At 43.1% G+C, this 21,961-nt stretch carries 19 protein-coding genes; 9 read left to right on the top strand and 10 right to left on the bottom strand.

From position 1 onward, the window contains the following. Positions 1-118: 118 nt before the first annotated feature. The 7 genes from CXF69_RS12705 to tsf all read left to right on the top strand — a co-directional run bounded on the left by CXF69_RS12705 (position 119) and on the right by tsf (position 7,082). On the top strand, positions 119-988 hold the full coding sequence (locus CXF69_RS12705; RefSeq protein WP_101204231.1) for a transporter substrate-binding domain-containing protein: 870 nt from the start codon (positions 119-121) through the stop codon (positions 986-988). Positions 989-1,000: 12 nt separating this feature from the next. Beyond that, positions 1,001-3,181, top strand: coding sequence for an ATP-binding protein (locus tag CXF69_RS12700; protein WP_102078799.1), 2,181 nt, complete (start codon positions 1,001-1,003; stop codon positions 3,179-3,181). Positions 3,182-3,242: 61 nt separating this feature from the next. Further along, a complete protein-coding gene (locus tag CXF69_RS12695) occupies positions 3,243-3,605 on the top strand; it encodes a response regulator (RefSeq protein ID WP_057758425.1) in 363 nt (120 codons plus the stop codon). Positions 3,606-3,635: 30 nt separating this feature from the next. Further along, positions 3,636-4,085: a chemotaxis protein CheX gene (locus CXF69_RS12690; protein ID WP_101204233.1), complete on the top strand. Its 450-nt coding sequence runs from the start codon at positions 3,636-3,638 to the stop codon at positions 4,083-4,085. Positions 4,086-4,120: 35 nt separating this feature from the next. Continuing rightward, entirely contained in the window at positions 4,121-4,570 is a 450-nt protein-coding gene (locus CXF69_RS12685; RefSeq protein WP_101204234.1) for a chemotaxis protein CheX, read from the top strand. A gap of 463 nt (positions 4,571-5,033) precedes the next feature. Then, entirely contained in the window at positions 5,034-5,825 is a 792-nt protein-coding gene (gene rpsB, locus CXF69_RS12680; protein WP_057758431.1) for a 30S ribosomal protein S2, read from the top strand. Positions 5,826-6,200: 375 nt separating this feature from the next. Then, entirely contained in the window at positions 6,201-7,082 is an 882-nt protein-coding gene (tsf, locus tag CXF69_RS12675; protein ID WP_101204235.1) for a translation elongation factor Ts, read from the top strand. A gap of 171 nt (positions 7,083-7,253) precedes the next feature. Here the strand turns inward: tsf and CXF69_RS12670 are convergent, their stop codons facing one another. From CXF69_RS12670 to hflX, 4 genes are all read right to left on the bottom strand, one after another. Next, positions 7,254-8,060, bottom strand: a complete 807-nt coding sequence (locus CXF69_RS12670; protein WP_101204236.1) for a lytic transglycosylase domain-containing protein — start codon at positions 8,058-8,060, stop codon at positions 7,254-7,256. A 486-nt stretch (positions 8,061-8,546) separates the two neighbouring features. Then, positions 8,547-9,236 (bottom strand): LrgB family protein, encoded by a 690-nt coding sequence (locus tag CXF69_RS12665; RefSeq protein WP_101204237.1) that lies wholly within the window; start codon positions 9,234-9,236, stop codon positions 8,547-8,549. 16 nt (positions 9,237-9,252) lie between these two features. Further along, entirely contained in the window at positions 9,253-9,687 is a 435-nt protein-coding gene (locus CXF69_RS12660; RefSeq protein ID WP_057758440.1) for a hypothetical protein, read from the bottom strand. Positions 9,688-10,064: 377 nt separating this feature from the next. Next, positions 10,065-11,492 carry a ribosome rescue GTPase HflX gene (gene hflX, locus CXF69_RS12655; protein WP_057758442.1) on the bottom strand — a complete coding sequence of 476 codons (1,428 nt, stop codon included), beginning with the start codon at positions 11,490-11,492 and terminating at the stop codon, positions 10,065-10,067. A gap of 306 nt (positions 11,493-11,798) precedes the next feature. Between hflX and CXF69_RS12650 the strand changes: the two genes are divergently transcribed. Beyond that, a complete protein-coding gene (locus CXF69_RS12650) occupies positions 11,799-12,599 on the top strand; it encodes a lysophospholipid acyltransferase family protein (RefSeq protein WP_057758444.1) in 801 nt (266 codons plus the stop codon). Positions 12,600-12,773: 174 nt separating this feature from the next. Here CXF69_RS12650 and CXF69_RS12645 read toward each other — a convergent pair whose 3' ends face one another. Together CXF69_RS12645 and CXF69_RS12640 are read right to left on the bottom strand one after the other, a co-directional pair. Further along, on the bottom strand, positions 12,774-13,814 hold the full coding sequence (locus CXF69_RS12645; RefSeq protein ID WP_101204238.1) for an aldo/keto reductase: 1,041 nt from the start codon (positions 13,812-13,814) through the stop codon (positions 12,774-12,776). 65 nt (positions 13,815-13,879) lie between these two features. Next, positions 13,880-14,377, bottom strand: a complete 498-nt coding sequence (locus tag CXF69_RS12640; RefSeq protein WP_057758447.1) for an FKBP-type peptidyl-prolyl cis-trans isomerase — start codon at positions 14,375-14,377, stop codon at positions 13,880-13,882. Positions 14,378-14,557: 180 nt separating this feature from the next. Here CXF69_RS12640 and CXF69_RS12635 point away from each other — a divergent pair, with 180 nt between their 5' ends. Then, positions 14,558-15,229, top strand: coding sequence for a DUF1294 domain-containing protein (locus tag CXF69_RS12635; RefSeq protein ID WP_101204239.1), 672 nt, complete (start codon positions 14,558-14,560; stop codon positions 15,227-15,229). Between the two features lie 145 nt (positions 15,230-15,374). Here CXF69_RS12635 and lspA read toward each other — a convergent pair whose 3' ends face one another. From lspA to CXF69_RS12615, 4 genes are all read right to left on the bottom strand, one after another. Next, a complete protein-coding gene (lspA, locus tag CXF69_RS12630) occupies positions 15,375-16,031 on the bottom strand; it encodes a signal peptidase II (RefSeq protein WP_101204240.1) in 657 nt (218 codons plus the stop codon). Next, a complete protein-coding gene (gene ileS, locus CXF69_RS12625; protein WP_101204241.1) occupies positions 16,024-18,885 on the bottom strand; it encodes an isoleucine--tRNA ligase in 2,862 nt (953 codons plus the stop codon). Before ileS ends, lspA begins: the two co-directional genes overlap by 8 nt. Positions 18,886-19,335: 450 nt before the next feature. After that, a complete protein-coding gene (locus tag CXF69_RS12620) occupies positions 19,336-19,884 on the bottom strand; it encodes a protein disulfide oxidoreductase (RefSeq protein ID WP_101204242.1) in 549 nt (182 codons plus the stop codon). A 176-nt stretch (positions 19,885-20,060) separates the two neighbouring features. Beyond that, positions 20,061-21,698 (bottom strand): carbon-nitrogen hydrolase family protein, encoded by a 1,638-nt coding sequence (locus CXF69_RS12615; RefSeq protein WP_101204243.1) that lies wholly within the window; start codon positions 21,696-21,698, stop codon positions 20,061-20,063. Between the last annotated feature and the right edge of the window lie 263 nt (positions 21,699-21,961).

The following is a 21,961-nucleotide window of genomic DNA, read 5'->3' as shown; positions in this document are numbered from 1 at the left end:
TTAGACAAGTACTATCTAGCGTAACTTTCTGTAAGTGAATATGTATAGACATTGCTTAACCTTGCTAGATTGTCAATTAATTAAAATGTAAAACAACGTTAGGTTTCAAGGATAGATTATGATGCAGTTATATCGAGCGTTACCAATTCTATTGAGTGTTGGCCTATTTGGCTGTGGTAATTCTGCTACTCAAGAAAGTGCAAACGCACCAGTAAAGGAAAACACAGATAGCTTTGTGAGTAAGCTACCTGATACAGCGCCAACATTGAAAGTTGCCATGACTGGTGATTTGCCGCCTTTTTCGTTCCAAGATGACTATGGCAATATGCAAGGCACTGATGTTGATTCAATTCGTGCTATTGGTGAAGAGCAGGGATTCAAAGTCGAGTTTTATAAGGAAACTTGGCAAGACATGTTCGATAGCGTCGAAACAGGAAAGCGTGATCTAGCGATTTCTGGTATTTCTTACAAAGACGATCGGGCAGTGAGATATGGTCTATCAACACCATACTTTTTCAACCCAGCTACTATCATGTATTTGGAAGGTAAGTTTGATATAAAAGGCTTAAACGATATAAAAGGTCTAAAAGCAGGTACGTTAGAAGGCTCTAAAGAAGAAGACACGCTAAAAGAGATGGGCAGTTCAGTTGAGCTAATTTCGAGACCTACAGCATTTTTGGCGTATCAGGATTTGGTTCAAGGTAATACGGATGTCTTCTTGTACGATATGCCAGTCTTGCAATATATCGTCAAAGGCTATCCTGAGCATAAAGTGAAAATTGTACCTTATGAAGCTGCAGATGCACCTTCAGCCCAGCAAGTGGTGCTCATGGCAAAAGAAAATACCCAGCTTATCAAAACGGTTAATGAAGGTATTGCCAAACTAAAAGAAAAAGGGACATTTAAAGAAATTGAGGCGCGTTGGTTAGGTGCAGCAGAAACTGCTGAAGAAAGTGATTCTGATACTAATACTAAGCAAGTGAACTAAGGAATTCTGAAGATGGCAACCGTACCTAATGTCGACAATAAGCGCTATCAAGGTCTGATTATTTCAATTGCACTATTTTTATCTCTAATCGGTGCTTTGCTAGCGTTCACGTTTTATACCTCAAACTTATTAGAAAGAAATACCGCTTTAATTGACCAAACCAACCAAGTTGCAAACAGCGCACAGGCGGTAATTAAAGATCTTTTCGACTTGGACAGCAGTTATGGTGAGGATACTAAGTCTCCACACATACAGCGAGTGCTAAGCCGTTTAGAGCAAAACACTGCGCTAATTACCAGCTCTATCGCCGCCATTGAGCAAGGCAGTACGATCACAGATGCAGAAGGTAATAGCTACGATTTACCAAAAATTGATAGTAATGCACAAACCAACATAGCCGCTGCCAACGAGCAGTGGAAAACACTAGAGCCCAAAATTCAAGCATACTTAAAAGATGCTGACAACGTCATGGTGCCTTCTGCTGATGAATTGACTCAAGCAGTTGAACAGGCTAAGACATCAAGTTTGTTTATTAACGAATCTTTGGATAATCTAACAAAAGATGTATTTAATAGTGCAGAACGTCAAGCAACTACCATTCGTCTTATTCAGGTACTTGGTGTTGCCGCTATCTTTACCTACTTCCTAATCTTCGTATTCTTCTTTGTACGTCGTCTACGTGAGACGGATGCTGAAGCACTTGCCGCTCGCCAAGAAACGCAAGAAATTATGGAAACAGTAAACACGGGTCTTTTCCTACTGGATAAAGACTTGAATATTGGTCAACAGCATTCTCGCGCGCTGAACAATATCATCGGCTCTGATCGCTTGGCAGGGGAAAACTTTACCAATGTCTTGCGTGGTCGTATCTCTGATAAAGACCTTAAGACTACACAGCAATTCATTGAGCAGCTCTATAACCCTCGCGTTAAAGAAAAACTGGTAGATTCACTTAACCCGTTAAACAAGGTTATGCTGCATAACCTATCTGAAGACAAGAGTCTTGATAACCGCTTCTTAGATTTCAAATTCTCACGTGTTTATGACAATAAAGACATTGCCCGTATCTTGGTCAATGTGAATGATGTATCAGATGCAGTCTATTTAGAACAGCGCCTAGAAAAAGAGCGTTCGCAAAACGATATGCAGATTGAGATGTTAACGACTATCTTGAATGTAAATCCAAAGATTATTAACGAGTTTATTGGTAATACACAAGCGCATATCGAGAAGATGAATAATATCTTGAAAAATCCTGGTAGCTCACAATATGAGCTTGAAGGCAAATTAAAAGCTATTTATCGTGAAATGCACAGCTTAAAAGGTGAAGCATCAGCACTAAAACTACATAGCTTTACGAAGATTGCTTCTGATGCTGAAGACAAGCTGCATGCATTACAAAACCAAGGTCAGTTGTCTGGTAATGACTTCTTACCATTAGCGGTACATTTGGATGACTTGCTTAGCTTATCGAATACGATTGCGACGTTGGGTGAGCGTATCAACCGCTCAGCACCGTCAGCAGCTAAGGCGTCAACCGTACAAGCACCAGTCGCTACTCAAAATCCAGTAACAGACCATGCAGCTAGCAATGCTGACTTTGATGGTGGGCTAGATATCGACTTAGACAATGAAGCAGATGACGATTTATTGTCTTTTTACAGTGAATTTACAAAAGAAATTGCTGCAAGACAAGGCAAGCGAGTACAGCTAAAAAGTACGACGCTGACCCAAACGAGCATTCCGGCGCATCTTGCAAAGCCAATCAAAGAAATCAGTATTCAGTTGCTACGTAATGCGGTAGTCCATGGTATCGAGTCGCCAAGTGTGCGTCATACTACTGGCAAAACTGACGTTGGGACCATTGATTTAGAAGTACAGGACAACGGTTCAAACTTTATGTTGGTTGTGCAAGATGACGGACAAGGCATCAACTACGACAGCATCCGTAATAAGCTGATTGAAGAAGGTCGTTTCGGTACGGAAGAGGCAAATCAGCTTAGCAAAGGTGACTTGCTCAAACAGCTGTTCTCTTCTGGATTCTCTACCAAAGAGCACGCAGATGAAGACGGTGGCCGCGGTGTTGGACTTGATATCATCAAAGCAAAAGTAAAAGAGTATGATGGCAAGCTTAACGTAAATAGTGAGCTGGGTCAGATGACACGGTTTGTCATTACTTTACCTAAAGCTTAATCAAAATAGTAATTATATTGTCAGGGACGACAAGCACTTCATTAAAGGTAGTAGATAAGTTATGCATAAGTTAATGATTGTTGATGATTCAAATATTATTAGAAACCGTATTCAGCGCGCATACGATTCAGGAAAGTTTATGTTGGTTGCAACAGCGACTAGCGGTGTTCAAGCCATCGAAAAGTTCAATGTCCACCGTCCTGATGTGATCACCATGGACCTAACCATGCCACAAATGGATGGGCTAGAGTGTATTGAAAAAATCATCGCGATTGATCCTGAAGTACGCATTTTAGTGGTATCAGCGTTATCGGACAAAGCCACCGGCATTGAAGCATTGTCGCTAGGTGCTAGCGGCTTTTTGTGCAAGCCTTTTTCGGAAGAGGAGCTTGTAGAGTCTTTGTATGAGCTGATGCAAGACTAATACTATTCATCGACCAAAGCAGATGTCATTATGAAAGAGCAAAAGCTACAGATTTTTTTAAGTATTATTAGTAATTATTTTGACCAGTTTGGGGGAGAAGAGCTTATTGCTGATACCCCTTACTTACTAGAAAACAAACAGCCAAAAGTCCACGATTATACGGGCGTGATTGGTATATCTGGTGGCCAAAAAGGCGTGGTGTATTTTTCGGCGACGCGTGACTTGCTGTCTTCAATCTTAGACAGCATGGGCGAAACCGATAAAAGTGAAGAGAACTATGTAGATCTGGCTGGGGAAGTGGCCAATACAATCGCAGGCAATGCACGCAAAGAGTTTGGCTCAGAGTTTCATATCTCTGTACCATTTGTGTTCAAAGGTGCGCCGCAAAGTATTGTATTGCCGAACGATGAGCGTTCTTTTATCATCCCCATCACTTGGCTTTCTCAAGTAGGCGAGATTGTGGTTTGTTTGCAAGACTAATGCTGCCACGTAATACAGATGGATATTAATATATTATGGTTAAAGTAGAAAAACTGGGTGTATTTCTAAGCTCGATCAATGCATTTTTTGCGCAAATCGATGGCTCGGAAGTGTCAATTGATACCCCTTACTTGAACAACAACAAAAGCGCGATTGGCTTTGATTATAGCGGTGTCATTAAGATATCGGGCCCTTTAGAAGGCTGCGTCTATGTCAGTGCACCAAGCGTGATGTTGCGAGAAGTCATCAAAGTGATGGGCGAGCCTGACTCTTCAATCACGATGATGAAAGATTTGTTGGGTGAAATGGCCAATACAATCTCAGGTAACGCTCGGACAGAGTTTGGTTCAGAGTTTATTATCTCGCCGCCGCACATTGTTGAGAGTGCGCCAAGCGTGTCTTATTTACCTAAAGACCGTCAAAGCTATATCACACCATTTACGTGGCGTGGTTACAAGGCGGTCATCGGTATTTGCATTGTATAAGTTATAGTCAATCCTCTATAAACGAGTGATAGCTATAAAAGAGCGACGGCGGTATCCCTGCTTGAAAATAGCTATTAAAAAGATAATTATGAAAAAAGCGATGCAAATGTGTCGCTTTTTTTGTTTTATTATCGCCATATTTTGTTTTTATCTTATTGATACGCTACGAACAAACTGCTGGAGATTCTGAGGCGTTATGTGATAAAATACAGCGCAGCTATTTTTTATAATTCACTTTATAGTTTAGATTCGGGCATTTGCTTCAATCTAGCGATAGCTTCTTTTTTTAAACCAACCAATGACACACACATCATGGCAAAAAATTGCTGGGTGTTTGGCGACTTGATTAATTTGTGATCTGTTAGTGCTTTACTAATGAAAACTAACTGGTAGCAGATGCGTGTCGCTAAATAGGCTGTTTTTGTGATGTGGAGGCATAACCCAACCAATAGGATATATTCTCATGGCTACAAAGAATCCAACCAAAATCGAAATGCGCGACTTACTACAAGCAGGCGCTCACTTTGGTCACCAAACACGTTTTTGGAACCCAAAAATGGGTCCATACATCTTTGGCGCACGTAACAAAATCCATATCATCAACTTAGAGCACACCGTAAAAGCGTTCAACGAAGCGTTGACTTACGTAAACGGCCTAGCTGCTAAGAAAAACAAAGTATTATTTGTTGGTACTAAACGCGCTGCAAGCGGTATCGTACGTGAGCAAGCAGCTCGCGCTGGCATGCCATACGTTGACCATCGCTGGTTAGGTGGTATGTTGACTAACTGGAAAACTCTACGCCAGTCAATCAACCGTCTAAAAGAGCTAGAAAAGCAAGCAGAAGACGGTACTTTCGCTAAGCTAACTAAACGTGAAGCGCTAGAGCGTACTCGCGATATGGAAAAACTTGAGCGTTCACTAGGTGGTATCAAAGACATGGGCGGCCTACCTGACGCTATCTTCGTAGTAGATGTAGATCACGAAGCTATCGCTATTAAAGAAGCCAAGAACTTGGGTATCCCAGTTATCGGTATCGTTGATACTAACTCTAGCCCAGACAACGTTGATTACATCATCCCAGCTAACGATGATGCTATCCGTGCTGTGACTTTGTACGTAACTTCTATGGCTGATGCTATCATCGCTGGTAAAGAATACGCACAAACTCAAGCTGGTGGTAAAGCTGAGCAAGCACCTGCTGCAACTGAAGAAGCGCCAGCTGCAGAAGAAGCTGCTGCAACTCCAGCAGAATAAGTAGCTGACTTAAAAAGTTTAACTTTGTAAGGATGCCTTGATAGTGTATCTATCAGCATCCATATAATGTTTTGAACAGCGTATAAGCTCATAATAGGCATGATGTAGTTTTACTCGTCATGCCTTGTTATTGAATAAAGCCTTATTAATAATGCCATGCGTATAAGCGAGTAGCTATTGGGCGAGTATTATCGCTCCTACTGGTCATATCGCTATATTGTAGAGATGTTATTTATTTGACATCATTGATGGCTATATTAGTAATCGTTCAAAACGAGCTGTCTGCTAGATTTTAAGTAATACGAAGATATCGAATAGAAATACAGCATTTAGAAATACAGCACTCCTATACATAACTATACTAAGGTGACTCTTATGACAGAAGTAAAAGTATCTGCCAAAATGGTAAAAGAATTGCGTGACCGTACTGGTCTTGGCATGATGGAATGTAAAAAAGCGTTAGAAGAATCAAACGGTGATGTTGAAGTTGCCATTGATAACCTACGTAAATCTGGTCAAGCTAAAGCAGCTAAAAAAGCGGGTAACATCGCAGCTGACGGCGCTATCATCATCGCTCAAGGCGAGAACAAAGCATTCTTGTTGGAAGTTAACTGCCAGACTGACTTCGTTGCAAAAGATGACAGCTTCACTGCATTTGCAGAAAAAGTTGCTAACCTTGCACTAGAAAACAACGTAACTGACGTTGCTGCTATCTCTGAATTGTCTTATGGCGAAGGTCAGACTGTTGAAGAAGCACGTGTATCTCTAGTACAGAAAATCGGTGAAAACATCCAGATTCGCCGCGTTGAAACACTTGAAGGTGCTAACATCGCTGCATACCGTCATGGTCTGCGTATCGGTGTAGTGGTATCTTATGAAGGTGGCGACGCTGACACTGGTAAAAACCTTGCTATGCATATCGCTGCATTCAACCCTATTGCTGTAGATGACGAAGATGTTGCTGCTGACGTATTGGCACGCGAAAAAGACATCATCGAAGCAAAAGCTCGTGAGTCTGGCAAGCCTGACAACATCGTTGAAAAAATGATCGAAGGTGGCCTACGTAAGTACCTAGACGAAGTAACTTTACTACGTCAGCCATACGTTATGGACAACGACAAAAAAGTTGGCGAAGTCCTAAAAGCTGAAGGCGTAAAAGTACTTGGCTTCAAACGTCTAGAAGTTGGTGAAGGCATCGAGAAGAAGCAAGAAGACTTCGCTGCTGAAGTTGCTGCAACTCAGGCTGCTAACAAGTAAGTACCAAATAGTATTGGATCAGGCTGTGAGTACTTAATTGTGGCTCACAGTTTGGCTTTATTACTCTTAATGCATCAAGATATAAAGCATCATGATATAAAGCATCCAAACATAAAAAAGCCCATTGATTCGTTAATGGGCTTTTTTGTGTCTGGCTTTTAGATAATTGACTTATCGTAAAGCCGCATAGGCTGAGTTGGCATAGCTGGCACTATTCACATTGCTGCTGGTGCCATAACTGACATTTTGTAAGCCATTACTGGTACTGGTGCTACTGGTTTGATTGTTAGCACTGATACTTGCACCAAAAAGCCCTGCATCGTTCTTATACAAGCTATGATAACGGCTCATTACTCTTTGAACATAGTTACGTGTTTCTTTAAACGGAGGGATGCCACCGTATTTATCGACATTGCCTTCACCCGCATTGTAGCCTGCGACAGCATGTTCGATATTATTATTGAAGCGGCGCATGAGCCACGCAATATACTTGGCTGATCCTTCGATATTATCTGCAGGGTTCCAAGGATTGCTGACATTGAAACGGCGCGCAGTCGCTGGCATCAACTGCATCAGGCCTTGTGCGCCTACTGGTGAGCGTGCGTTTGGATTAAAAGCTGATTCGGTATGCATCATCGCTTTCATAAGGGCAGGGTCAACACCATTGCGCTCAGCGGACGCACGAATATAGCTGTCGTAAGAGTTGCGACTTCCGCTATTGCTAGCGGCGCTGCTACCATAGCTATCGCTACTTCCGTCATACATCTTAGAGTCTTTATAATAAGTTACTTTTACTTTTTTCGTAAACTTATCAAAATTTCCACTAGGATTGACATTGGTCAACAGTACTTGTCCACCTTTGTCTTTGTAGATATACATGTTGCCTGCATTTGCAGCGACAGAAAAGGTCGAAAGAGCAATGGCACTTAGCAAAAGAGGAGATAAGCAGCGAGTCATCAAAGTAGCCGTATTTATCATAGTAAAATCACTTTTTATCGAATAACAGCAAATTATTTTGCCTACATATGCATTGATTTAGGCGCTTAAGCGGTTACTGATTTTGCAGAATTATTTAGCCCACTGTGAAGACAGCAGCTTAGCAATTATCACTTTCAATAAGGAACCACTTGCAATAGATACAAAAAATAATAGTTGCTTACTATAACATATAATAACTTTTTGGCGCATCAGATTGACAAACTAAGTTGTAAAATCAGATTTTTATTATTAAATAACCTTAGATAAATCAATATGCTAACTTTTCTAAGTGATTTAATGAGCCATTTGTAGTAGGTTTTTTGAGTTGATAAATTTAGACAAATAAAGTGTCTCAATGTTTTAAGAAATAATAATGACATTTGAATAATCGAGGTTATTTTCAATCTGAAATTAACAGTAGGTAAGCCTATTAATGGTTAAATTTTTAAAAATATAAGAATAGTCTAGGTAGGCTTTCAGTGATGACTAGATACCGATAGCACTGATAAAAATAGGTACCCAAACTGCGGTAACTAACCCGTTCACTGCCAAGCCAAATGCGGCATAACGTCCGGCTGTGTGACTGATTTGCCAAGCTTCTACTGTACCAAACGCGTGAGCTGCTAACCCCAGTGCTAGACCTTTGGCTCGGTCGTCATTGATACCGCGGAACAAAAAGCGAGCGACCGTACCACCTATCAGACCTGAGACGATGATAATTAGGTTAGCCATTGCCAGTGGTGCTTTGATTAAATCTGCGACACTCAAGCCAATAGGCGTCGTAACAGAACGGGTAGCGAAAGCCAATAGGGTCTCATGACTGAGCGAAAATAAATAGGCCAGTGACATAGGCAATAATGCGCCAACGACACTAGCAATAGCGACAATTAGAGTGAGTTTTTTGACTGGTAAGCCTTTAAAATTCATCGCCGCCAATGGCACAGCCAGAAGTACTGTCACATATCCCAACAGATGGTCAAATACAGGTTTTGCCGCGCTGTAATAGTTGTTGTAATCCCACTGCAGTACAAATAGGAAAACAAGTACTAGGACAAGTGCGGTAATGACCATCGGTAGCCATGATAATTTACGTGCCAATACACGTGCAATTACGTGTGCTGCTAATGTCAATAATATTGCGGCTAGGGTTGCCATAAATACGCTGTCAAAAGTCATAATATTTCTCCGCAGCTCACGGCTGTCCCTTTTGCTCAGTGGTAGTCGTACTATCAGTGTTTGCAGCGTGATTGAGCCAACGATTGGCCAATAATGCTAGTCCCCACAGCGGTATGAGCGTACTAACGATCATCGTTATCATCACACCCAATAGCTCATCTCCTAGAGCAAATAGCAACAAGCCTGCACCAGCAGAAACTGGTAAGAAGGCAAAACCACTATCGACTAGCAATGTATTACTGGCCTGTGTGAGCCAGCTCGGTAACCCCTTGAGCAGTCGCCACGCCATCAAGATAACAAACATCGCAACCAAGCCGACAATATTGGCCGCTTTTTCGATGCCTGCCATTTGACAGAGGACAACCGCCGTTTCTCGGACAACGATAACCATGGTCAACGTTAGAATTAACGCAAGCCATAGTGGGAGATGGGGAGAGTGAGCAGGCTTCATAAGCAATTCTGGCCAAGTCAGATATAAATGGATGGCGTACAAAACAAAATGCGTGATCGCACCAAGAACACAACTTAGAAAATGATGCTATGCATACTGATAGTAGCAATGATTCACTTTTAAAGTATTAACGCTATCTATCAATATTTGTTGAATGTATAACAGGCGATTATATAGAGATTAAGGCAACTAATAAAGCCTATACACTGTGACTCGTCATATCCAAAAAAAATAGACGATATCACTGGATATCGTCTATTCTATTTTAACGTCCTATATAAGGGTCTGTGGGCTAACAGTATGAATCAAATGCTCATTCAATTACTGCCGCAAATGACTCACTATTCATAATAGCTGTTATTTTACAGGAACAACGATTATTTTTCTGAATCAGCTGTTTCTGAGTGTAATGCATCAAACTCGTCAAACGCTTTTTCCTCAGCCTCTGTCATGGTTGGCTCTTCAACGTCATCAACTTTTTCAAACTCTTCTAGTACCGGCATCAGCAGTGTTGCTTGTGCAAGCGGCAACACATCGATAGGTTTTAAGTTGGCTTGACCCAGTAGCTGTCTTAGACGGTCACTTGGCAAACGAATCGTCAGACATTCACGACCTGTATCGTCATAGCTTTCTTCTTCAATAACGCCCAGTTCATATAGAGTGTTTTTGAACTGTCCGGCATCATACGGCAAGGTCAAATCAAACGTTGTCAATTTACCTGTCAGCAGTTGCTGTACGGCAAGCGTTAGCTCTTCCATACCGAGGTTCTGTCTAGAAGAAACATAGACGCGGTTTGGCTGACCTTCGCTAGCATAGCCGATATGTGCAGGCTCGTCAGTCAAATCAATCTTGTTATAGACATTGAGCACAGGTACATCGTTATCGATTTCTGCCAATACTTCCTTGACCGCCTGAATCTGCTCGTGCATGTCCTCGCTAGAGGAGTCAATGACGTGCAATAACAAATCTGCTTCTAGCGTTTCTTCTAGAGTCGCATGAAAAGACTCAACCAGCTCATGCGGCAGATGACGGACGAAACCAACCGTATCGACCAAGACGACACGACCAACCCCCTGCCAGTCTAAACGGCGTAGAGTAGGGTCTAGCGTCGCAAATAGTTTGTCAGCAGCGTAGATATTTTCATCGACCAAACGGTTGAACAAAGTAGATTTGCCCGCATTGGTATAGCCGACCAATGAGATGGTCGGTACGTCTGATTTTTGGCGACGGGCTCGACCTTGCGCACGGGTCTGACGGACTTTTTCTAGCTTGCTCTTTAACTGATTGACGCGAGTCTGTAGTAGACGACGATCGGTCTCAAGCTGGGTCTCACCAGGTCCACGCAGACCAATACCACCTTTTTGACGTTCCAAATGCGTCCAACCACGTACCAGACGCGTTGATAGATGGTTAAGCTGAGCCAGCTCTACTTGCAGCTTACCTTCGTAAGTACGGGCGCGCTGCGCAAAAATATCCAAAATCAAACCAGTACGGTCTAACACACGGCACTTCACTAGCGCTTCGATATTACGCTCTTGTGAGGGTGACAAGCTGTGGTTAAACAGTACAATGTCTGCTTCGTGCTCACGCACTAGTTCTGCGATTTCTTCTGCTTTTCCGCTACCAACGAAGTATTTGGCGTCAGGGCGTGAGCGTGATCCAGTGACTAGTGCCAATCGATCGGCACCTGCTGAATCAGCCAACAGCTCAAACTCACTAAGATCGTCAGGATCTTGGATTTGGCGGATGTCTAAATGTACTAAAATGGCGCGTTCGCCACCTTCATGTCTCTCAAAATAATCCAAAGAGTATCACCTATTTAATAAAGTAAATGTCTCGCTATAATCAGCTCAAGAAGCTTTGACGTAGCGTTCATGTGATTATCTATATATGGTCTTATCACTTGATATTAAAGCGTATTAGCATAATTAGCGATGGTTTTATGTTACAGCGTTTGCTGCGGATAATTTTTTATAAATCTGCTTTATTGCCCGTTTGTATAAAAGTCAGCACTCACTGAGTGAACAAGCTATCACTGAGTGTGTGAACTTTGTTATACTGGGCTCGTTTTTTGACTATTAAACACCCGTTATTTAATCATGAGGGCGAAGATGAGCCAAGCTAAATCAAGCTTTTCACTCAGACGACAGTTGAGCCGAGGCCGACAGGTGGCTGGTATGACCACGACCATGGTCGGCGGCATACGCGCGGCGAAGCGTATCGGTGCATTTAAGCAGCCACCACGCGAGACCCTACCACGCTATATCCAGACATTCTGCCGCAAGATGGCAGGCTCTTTTGGGGTAAAAGTGGTAGAAGTGGAACCTGTAGAGCAGTTCCATGGCTTGTGGGTATCGAATCACGTGTCATGGATGGATATCCCTGTCGTTGGTACTGTGAGCCCAGCGTTCTTTTTATCCAAGGCTGAAATCGGTGAATGGCCTGTATTTGGCAAACTTGCTCATGCCGCAGGAACGCTTTTCATTGAGCGCGGCTCCGGTGATGCAAGCTCAGTATCGGCGCAGATTGCTGACTTTTTAGCCAAAGGTTTTTCGATTATTTTCTTCCCTGAGGCGACGACCACTAGTGGTAAAAAAGTAAAGCGCATTCATGGAACATTGCTGCAAGCAGCCATAGATGCTGATGTGCCTATCAGACCGATCATCATCGCTTATGTCAATAAAGACGGCACACTAAGCGACGCATTGCCATACTATGGTAAGCTGACGATGAAAGAAAGTATGAAAAAAGTGCTCGATAGCAAAAACGTGACCGCTTATGTATTGCCACTCGCGCCTATAGATCCAGAGGGTCGTAACAAAAGCGAGCTGACCAATTTATTGCAAGCACGCATGAATGAAGGGTTGGCTGAGCTGCACTCAAGAGTACTTAGCGCACCAGTTGAAGACTGATTACTTATAGTTGAGCTAGTTAGAGTTGAACTAGTGCAGCTAATCTCAGCCAGTTAATAGAAAGGGCGCAAATCGAAACGATTTGCGCCCTTTCTTATAGGAGATTTAATAGAGCGAACTTAATATTATTTATTCAGCAGGCTCTATTAACATCCAGTCTCTATAAAATACCAACTATGGTGATGGATTAGGTTGCTGTGTATGCACCGCTTCAATCGCTTCTAATACATCTGCTGTTAGCTCCACATTGACACTGTCGATGTTTGATTTGAGTTGCTCGGTCGTTGTCGCTCCAATGATGTTGCTGGTGACAAAGTGACGAGAGTTTACAAAAGCCAATGACATCTGCGCCATGTCCAGACCTGCATCAGCAGCTATCTTGGCATATTGCTCAGTGGCTGATTTGGCTTGCTCATTCACGTAACGACCGAAACGATCATACATGGTCAGACGGGCGCCAGTTGGACGTTTGCCATCAAGATATTTACCAGACAATACACCAAAACCAAGCGGTGAATACGCAAGTAGACCAACGTTTTCACGATGGGCAATCTCAGCCATACCAACTTCGTATAAACGGTTCAATAGGCTATATGGGTTTTGCACGGTAAGAGGTGGAATTAGGCCATTTTTATCTGCTTCCCATAGATAGCGCATGAGTCCCCACGCGGTATCATTCGATAAGCCATAAGCACGAATACGACCTTTTTTGATTTCATCGTTCAACGCTTGAATGGTTTCTAAAAATGGGGTTAAATCGTCTAATGACTGTGCCGCCATCTCTGCATCATAGCCGCGCTGACCAAAGAAGTTCGCTTGGCGTTCAGGCCAATGCAGTTGATAGATATCGATATAGTCTGTTTGTAGACGTTCCAAATTCCCGTCAATAGCGCTGCTGATGTGCTCGGCGTTAAAGCGCGTTTGTCCATCACGCAAAAAGTTCATTGGCGATATTTTGCTTGCGAGAATAACTTTGTCACGCTGTTTGGTCTTGTTGAACCAAGTGCCCATAAAGCGCTCAGTATCACCCTGTTTGTCTTTATCTGGTGGTGACGGGTACATCTCGGCGGTATCCCAAAAATTCACACCTTCACTGAGTGCCATGTCCATTTGCTCATGTGCTTCGGACTCAGTATTTTGCTGTCCCCATGTCATCGTGCCTAGACAGATTTTAGATACTTTTTCATCGAGTTGCGGTAATGTTTGATACTGCATATAAGTCTCCCTTTTGACTGTTTTTTATCAATATTTATTTTTAGATGAGTTGTATTTATTGATGTTTACATCAATTTGATACCAGTGACGCCGGGTGGTGTGACTTTAAAGATTTTTACTTTGAATAATACGTCTTGTCCTGCCAATGGGTGGTTAAAGTCTACTTCGACTTGGTCTTCATCGATGGCACTGATCGTACCGGGCAGCGTATTTTTGCCTTTGTCTTCGAACTCAACCATCATGCCAATCTCTGGATTGTCAGCGACTAGCGCAAACTGAGTACGGCTAAAATGTTGGATGTTTTCAGGATTCCACTCGCCAAAAGCTTGCTCTGGCTCAAGGTGTGCGGTACGAGTGTCACCGGCGCGCAGATTCATCAGTACTTGCTCAAAACCAGGTAACAAGCTCTCATCACCAATGGTCAAAGACACAGGTGCATCACGATTAAAGGTTGAGTCGATGATGGTGCCGTTCTCTAATGAAACTTCAAAGTGCAGCTTAACGAGGCTACCATGAGCGATACGAGTGTCTTCGTTTGGGTTAATAAATTGAGATTGAGTCATAATAAAAAGCCATCGGTTGCTAGAATAAAAGAATAGAAAATAATGCGTTTGATTACAGTCTCTTTAATTGCAGTATTATAGTGTAAGAAATAATAAGCCATCTAAGACCAGATGTAAGCGTCAATAATGTAACGCAGATGGTGTACTATAATTGGCAATACTAAAAGATATGAGGTGTCGATGGTGAATAAACAACAAGGCACTGTCAAAAAATGGCAGGACGATAAAGGGTTTGGCTTTATTGAAACTGAAGCAGGCGAGTCTGTTTTCTTTCATGTGAGTGAGTTTAAGGCTCAGCGCCGTCCTAATATCGGTGAGGCAGTGGTCTTTAGCATTGGACAAGATGCGGAGGGGCGTAGACGAGCCAAGCAAGTACAAGAACTTGTCTTTGTACAGCAAAAAATGGCACAAAAAAATCAGCAGATCCGTCAGCGCAATCAGAAACGTAGCCACCAAGCGGAATTTGAAGCGGGTCAAAAGAAACGCTCATTTCTTGGACTGGCTTTTTATGGCGTTTTAGCTTTATTAGCAGCGACAGATAAACTGAGCTGGCTAGTGGTCGGTTGGTACGTAGTGCTAGGGATTATTACTTATGGCATGTATGCCAAAGACAAAGCTGCTGCGCAAAGTGGCGATTGGCGTACGCCTGAGTCTACATTGCATATACTAAGCGCGCTAGGCGGTTGGGTAGGCGCGCTATTGGCTCAGACGTATCTGCGTCACAAATCACAAAAGCCTGAGTTTCGAGTGACTTATTATTTGACCGTCGTTGTGAACATGGCAGGCTTGCTATTTTTATTAGCAGGTGGCGGCTTAGAGACTGTCACTGATTTACTATCAGAGTTGCTATAACCATATTATAGATACTGCTATGGTTGGTGATATCACTGTTTATATAAAATGTTATTATTAATAGCAGATAAAAAAAGGTGGGTTACGACTGCGTAACCCACCTTTTTTATTTATAAATTGAATTAATGTCTCTAGCTATAGACGGTTATGAACGTGGCATTTCACGCTTCTTCTCCAAAAACAGCATATCAATGACAATCAATAATACACCGATAGAGATACCAACATCAGCGATATTAAAAATCGGATAATGCCAAACATCAGCATAATGCACATGGATAAAATCAATCACATGACCATGTAATAAGCGGTCGATTAAATTACCAACTGCACCGCCCAATACTAAGGCTAGACCGAAAGATAACAGCGTGGCTTTGCGCGGTGCTTTAATCAGATAAATGATTAGAAATAGCGACATGAGTAACGCCAGTCCTGAAAAAAACCACTTCTGCCAACCACCAGCATCCGCCAAAAAGCTAAATGCCGCGCCATAGTTGTAAGCCAATGTCCAATTGAGAAATGGCTCAATTACCGGCACTGGATCATGAAAGGTCAGTTTGGTTTCTGCCAACCACTTGGTCCACTGATCGATAATGACAATAACCAATGCCAATATATACCATACAAGCGCACGACTGCCATTGGCCACCAGCTTTGGTGTCCTATTTGTTGACTTGGTCAGGCGACTTCTAGGCGTAGTCGAGCTACCTGTGGTTGCATGAGCAGGCTTAGGCGAATGGTCAATCTCAACCTGCGGCTGCTGGTCACGCTGGCTTTCAGGCGAATCAGTTGGGTTAGGCATAGTGACGCACCTCGCCATCGCCACTGACATTGGTCACGCAGCGCGCGCATAGTTCAGGGTGTGCGCTATCTGTACCGATGTCATCACGAATGTGCCAGCAGCGTACGCACTTAGTACCAGTAGCCGCGCTTACTTGGACTACTAAATCTACAGCTTCTTCGGTATTAGTGTCGGTCGCTTCTTCTGTCTGTGCGATGCTATCAGCAGGCGCTTCGCTCATTGGCTTTAGTGCAGCGTTACTAGTAATCAATACAAAGCGTAGCTCTTCATCAAGCTTGGCTAAGCTCTCATACATAGCACCGTCAGCATATAGACTCACGTCGGCAGACAAGTTGGCATTGATGATTTTTTCGCCACGTGCAGTCTCGATATGTTTGTTTACCATGTCTTTTGCGAACATGATGCGCTGCCAGTCATCGTTGCTGATAGCGCTTAGCTCAAACGCTGGGAACTCATACCACTCTTGAGTGAATACATAGCCGCCTTTATCCGTATCACGTTGGTTCAGTACTTCCCAAGCCTCTTGCGCCGTGAATGATAGGATTGGGGTAATCCAGCGAATCAGCGCATGAGTGATATGGTAGATAGCCGTCTGCGCAGAACGACGAGGCTGACCATCCGCCTGCGTGGTGTACTGGCGATCCTTGATAATATCTAGATAGAAGCTACCCAAGTCTTGCGAGCAAAACGCAGTGACGTGCTGAGTGACTTGGTGAAAGTCCATTGCATCATAAGCGCTAATAATTTGCGCTTGGACGGTTTGTGCGCGTTCAATAATGAATTTATCAAGGCTAACCAATTCATTGATATCAATGCTGTCGGTCGCTGGATTGAAGTCATCAGTATTGGCAAGCAAGAAACGCAGGGTATTACGGATACGGCGATACATATCGATCGCACCTTTAAAGACCGTCTTACCTGCGCTCATCTCATAACGATAGTCACTTGAGGCAATCCACAGACGCAGCATATCCGCACCTGTTTTATTGATTTCTTCTTGCGGGGTGATGATATTGCCAAGTGACTTACTCATCTTGCGACCGTTTTCATCGACCACAAAACCATGGGTCAGTACTTGCTTAAACGGTGGGCGCTCATACATGGCTTCTGACGTCAGTAGTGACGTCTGGAACCAACCGCGATGTTGGTCAGAACCTTCTAGATACATATCAGCTGGATTGGTCAATTCATCACGCTGATCCAGTACCGCAAAATGCGTTGTGCCTGAGTCAAACCAAACGTCTAGTGTATCGGTAGCTTTGTCATAGTCAGCGGCTTCACTGCCTAAGAAATCTTCACAGCTAGCATCAAACCACGCTTCTACGCCGCCTTCATTGATTTTTTGCGCCGCAGTTTCCATTAGCTCAAGCGTGTTTGGATGCAGCTCGCCTGTTTCTTTATGCGTAAAGAAAGTAATCGGCACGCCCCACGTACGCTGACGCGAGATACACCAATCAGGACGCCCCGTCATCATTGATTCGATACGGTTTTGTCCCCACGCTGGGGTCCAGTTGACTGTAGGAATATCAGCAAGCGCGCGAGCACGTAAGCCTTTGGTTTCCATGTTGATAAACCACTGAGGCGTAGCACGGAAAATAATTGGCGACTTATGACGCCAACAATGCGGATAGCTATGCTCAATTTTGGTATGGCTGATTAGATGACCATTTTCATGTAGTGCAGCAATGATTTTTGGATTGGCTTTATAGATGTGCTCGCCTGCAAATACTGCAGCGCTATCTAAATAAACGCCCGTACCGCTTACGGGGTTTTCCACTGGTAAGTTGTATTTTAGACCAACGATATAATCGTCTAAACCGTGACCAGGTGCAGTATGTACCAGACCAGTACCACTATCAGTAGTTACATGATCGCCCAAAATGAGTGGCACTTGACGGTCTGCAATTAGTGGATGCTGGGCATGTAGGCCTTCAAGCTCGCTGCCTGATACAGTTGCTAGGATGCCGTTATTTTCTAGTTTTAGCTCACTTAACGCAGTTTCGACAAGGTCCGCTGCGAGTAACAGATTGCCTTTTTTAGTAGCGACCACGCTATAGTTATGCTCAGGATGTACTGAGATAGCTTGGTTGGCAGGTAGTGTCCATGGCGTGGTGGTCCAAATAACAGCAGCGATATTGCCCGCTATTTCAGCCAATGCAGCTACTTTATCTGTACCAAGTACATCAAAACTGACATAGATCGCGTCAGAGACTTTGTCTTGATATTCTACTTCTGCTTCTGCTAGGGCAGAGCTACAGTCCAAGCACCAGTTGACCGGCTTCATACCGCGAGTCACATGACCATTGTCATAGATTTTGGCAAGCGCACGTACGATGTTGGCTTCTTGATGGAAGTTCATGGTCAGATAAGGGTTGTCCCAATCACCAAACACACCTAAACGCTTGAAATCTGCTTTTTGCAGTTCAATCTGAGTACTCGCATATTCGCGGCATAGACCACGGAATTCGGTCGCAGACACTTTTTGACCAACTTTACCGACCTTGGCTTCGACTTTTTGTTCGATTGGCAGACCATGACAATCCCAACCAGGGACATAAGGCGCATCAAATCCTGATAAGGTTTTTGATTTTACAATAATGTCTTTTAGTACTTTATTGACCGCATGACCCAGGTGAATCTGACCGTTGGCGTATGGAGGGCCATCGTGCAAAATATATTTGGTCGCACCAGCACGCGCTTGACGAATTTTACCGTACACGTCATCCGCTTCCCAAGCAGCAAGCCAATCTGGCTCGCGTTTGGCAAGGTTTGCGCGCATCGCAAATGGCGTATCCGCAAGGTTCAGCGTGTCTTTGTAATCTTGGCTTGGTGTGTCAGTGCTTTTATCAGTCATAGAAGGTGTCTTTTTAAAAGGTAGGTTTGTGTGTCGGTTCAAAACCGGATACAAGGCTCGATGTTCAATGTAGTTCAATATAGTACTGAGTGTCACGCGGTATTGATAATGCTTAATTACTAATAGTAGGTATATTGCTCATCATAGTCGGTTTATCAACCATCATGTCAATAAATACCCATTGTCGCTCATTAGTCGGTAAATAGTTACGTCAATAATAAATGGTAACGAGACGATTGCAACATAAAATATGCTAGTAAAAATAATTCAAAAAAATATTTAGATCGGCAGCTATTATATGACAAAAAGGGTAGGGTAAAAAGAGCTGTGCGAGGTCAGCCCAATTTTGTCCAATATCAATCGTTTATCTGTGTTGTATATCATTGGTGAAGACATAGCTATAGGCCTTTTACACAATGACTTATTGAAGCATAAAGTACGACTCAAGTGCTAAAAAACAGATGCTAACCATAAGCGCAATTTCAATGACCATAATGGCTGAATACCTGTTAGCCCCTGTGTCATCTCGCCATTTTCTAATACCACATAAGACGGTGTGACTTGTCCTTGCCAATCTGCAAAGATATTGCCTTGTTGATCATTTATGGTGGTGAAATCAAACTGATGCTGATCGAGGTAGCCGCGTAACTCTTGGTTTGAGCCGGACTGTACGGCAACAGTGACAACGGGATAGTTATCTGCTGCTAGTTTATTGATAGTGGGCGAAGTAAAACTACAGACTGAACACCACGTACCCCAAAAGTATACCAGCGTAGGACGCTCGTGGCTCATCGCTGCCAAGTCGATAGTTTGTCCTTGGTAGTCGGTCAGTTGCAACTGAGGGTTGGCAGGCATGATAGGCTGTCGCCACCAATTGACCACGTTATAGATCAAGACAAACATAAGACCGTATAAGATTATCGTTTTAAGTATCGAAATGATCTTTCGCTTCGGCTGCTTCTTTGGTTTTACTTCTGTTTGCTCAATATCAGTCTTCATGACATCTGCTTTTTAGTTTGCATATTTTTGTCAAATTATGGCTTACAGTGATTGCCTGTTTTATCGTAACTATCTATATAGCCATTGCACAAAGAGTAGACAGTAGATAAAAATAAACGGCTGAAAATCAGCCGTATTATTTATAAAGTCTACTATAAGTGTACTACGTCAACCTATTATGGCTTTTGTGCTCGGTGTTGTAATGGATTGCCAATCAGTACGCTACCTGAATTTTCGCGGCGTTCTTCATCACTCAACTTGCTCGCTGGAACTTTGGCCTTGCGCTTCCATTTCAAGCTAAACAAATCATCACGGCGGTCAATCAGGTTATGTACTGAGCCCTCATGACGAACGTGAGTCAGCTTGTCCAAGTTTACATCAGAGAAGAACACCATCTCCGTGTTGGCAGTAGTCTCTGCCATAATCGCATCATGCGGGAATGCAAAGTCTGACGGTGAAAAAATCGATGACTGAGCATACTGAATATCTAGGCTTTCTACCTGCGGTAAGTTACCGACTGAACCACAAATCATCACATAGCATTCGTTTTCAATAGCGCGTGCTTGGGCACAATGACGCACACGTAAGTAGCCGTTTTTCGTATCGGTCCAGAAGGGCACAAACAAGATATCCATATCATCAAGTGCCATCAAACGTGCAAGCTCAGGGAACTCAACATCGTAGCAGACCAAGATACCGATACGACCCGCATCTGTGTCGAATACTTTGACTTCATCGCCACCTTCGATAACCCAAGCGCTGCGCTCATGCGGAGTAATATGAATTTTGCGTTGCTCTTCAACCGTACCATCACGGCGGCACAGATAGCTGACGTTGTATAAGGTATCGTCTTCGTCCAGTAACGGCATCGAACCGGTAATGACGTTGACGTTATAACTGACGGCTAAATGCGAGATTTCATTTTTGAACCACTCGGTATAACCCGCCAAAAATCGAATGGCAATATTTTGATCGGTTTCTTCGCATAAACCCATCAATGGCGCATTGAAGAATTCAGGTAAGCAAGCAAAGTCTGAGTTGTAGTCAGCCATGATGTCGACAAAGAACTCAACCTGTTGCAATAGCTCCTCAGGTGATTCGACTTCACGCATCTGCCATTGAATACCACCAATACGCACTTCAGACTTACGAGTATTAGGCTTATAGTCTTTAGGCTCATAGTAAATATTTGCCCATTCAAGCAAGGTAGCAAAGCCCTTTGATTGCTTATCATCTGGCAGATAAGCGGTCAAGATACGTTTAACGATAAAGCCATTAGATAGCTGGAACGACAAAGCTGAATCGTGAATTTCACGGCTTTCAACGGCATCAATATATTCGCCTGGAGTCAGATCTTTGTGATTATGATAGTTAGGTATGCGTCCGCCGGCTAAGATAGCACGGAAATTCAACTGTCGGCATAGCTCCTTGCGTGCATCATACAGACGGCGACCGAGACGGTAGCCGCGATAATCAGGGTCGATGAGCGCATCTAAGCCATAAATGGCATCACCTTCTGGATTGTCTCTGATGATTTCTTTTTGACCAATCAAATCGTCATAGGTATGCGGGTTTGAAAACTTGGCATAGTCAACGCGCATGGAGAGCACGATACCAATCAGCTGATCATGATCAAATAAGGCAATCTGACCTTCAGGGAACGCGTCAATCAAAGTATGAATGGTTGTCTTTGACCATGCGCCACCCAAGTTTACATAGACACGATCCATCAAAGCTTTTAATTGTGGATAATCTTTTTTCTTAATCTCAGCAATCGTGAGGTGAAAATCATCTAGTTTTTCCATCTTGCTCATAAGTTTCCTGTTTTAAATAGCTATTGAATGTAGTGTGATTAAATAATGGGGTCATGGCACATTGATGTGCCGATTTTGGTGCAAAAAAGTAATAAAAACATTCCAATAGGAAGATATTGTCGTTACAATAATTTATTGCCGTATTTACAATAGGTTATGTTGATATATCAGGCTGTTTTGCTCACTATATTTAGTAGTGATTTTGGCTAACGCAAAGGGTTAAAGGATAGCGACTGCCACATTCTATATCGCTTTATATCTAT

This window comes from Psychrobacter sp. Choline-02u-9, assembly GCF_002836505.1.
Lineage (GTDB): Bacteria > Pseudomonadota > Gammaproteobacteria > Pseudomonadales > Moraxellaceae > Psychrobacter.
Note: the sequence above shows the minus strand (reverse complement) of the source record. Positions and strands in the feature narration are given on the sequence as shown.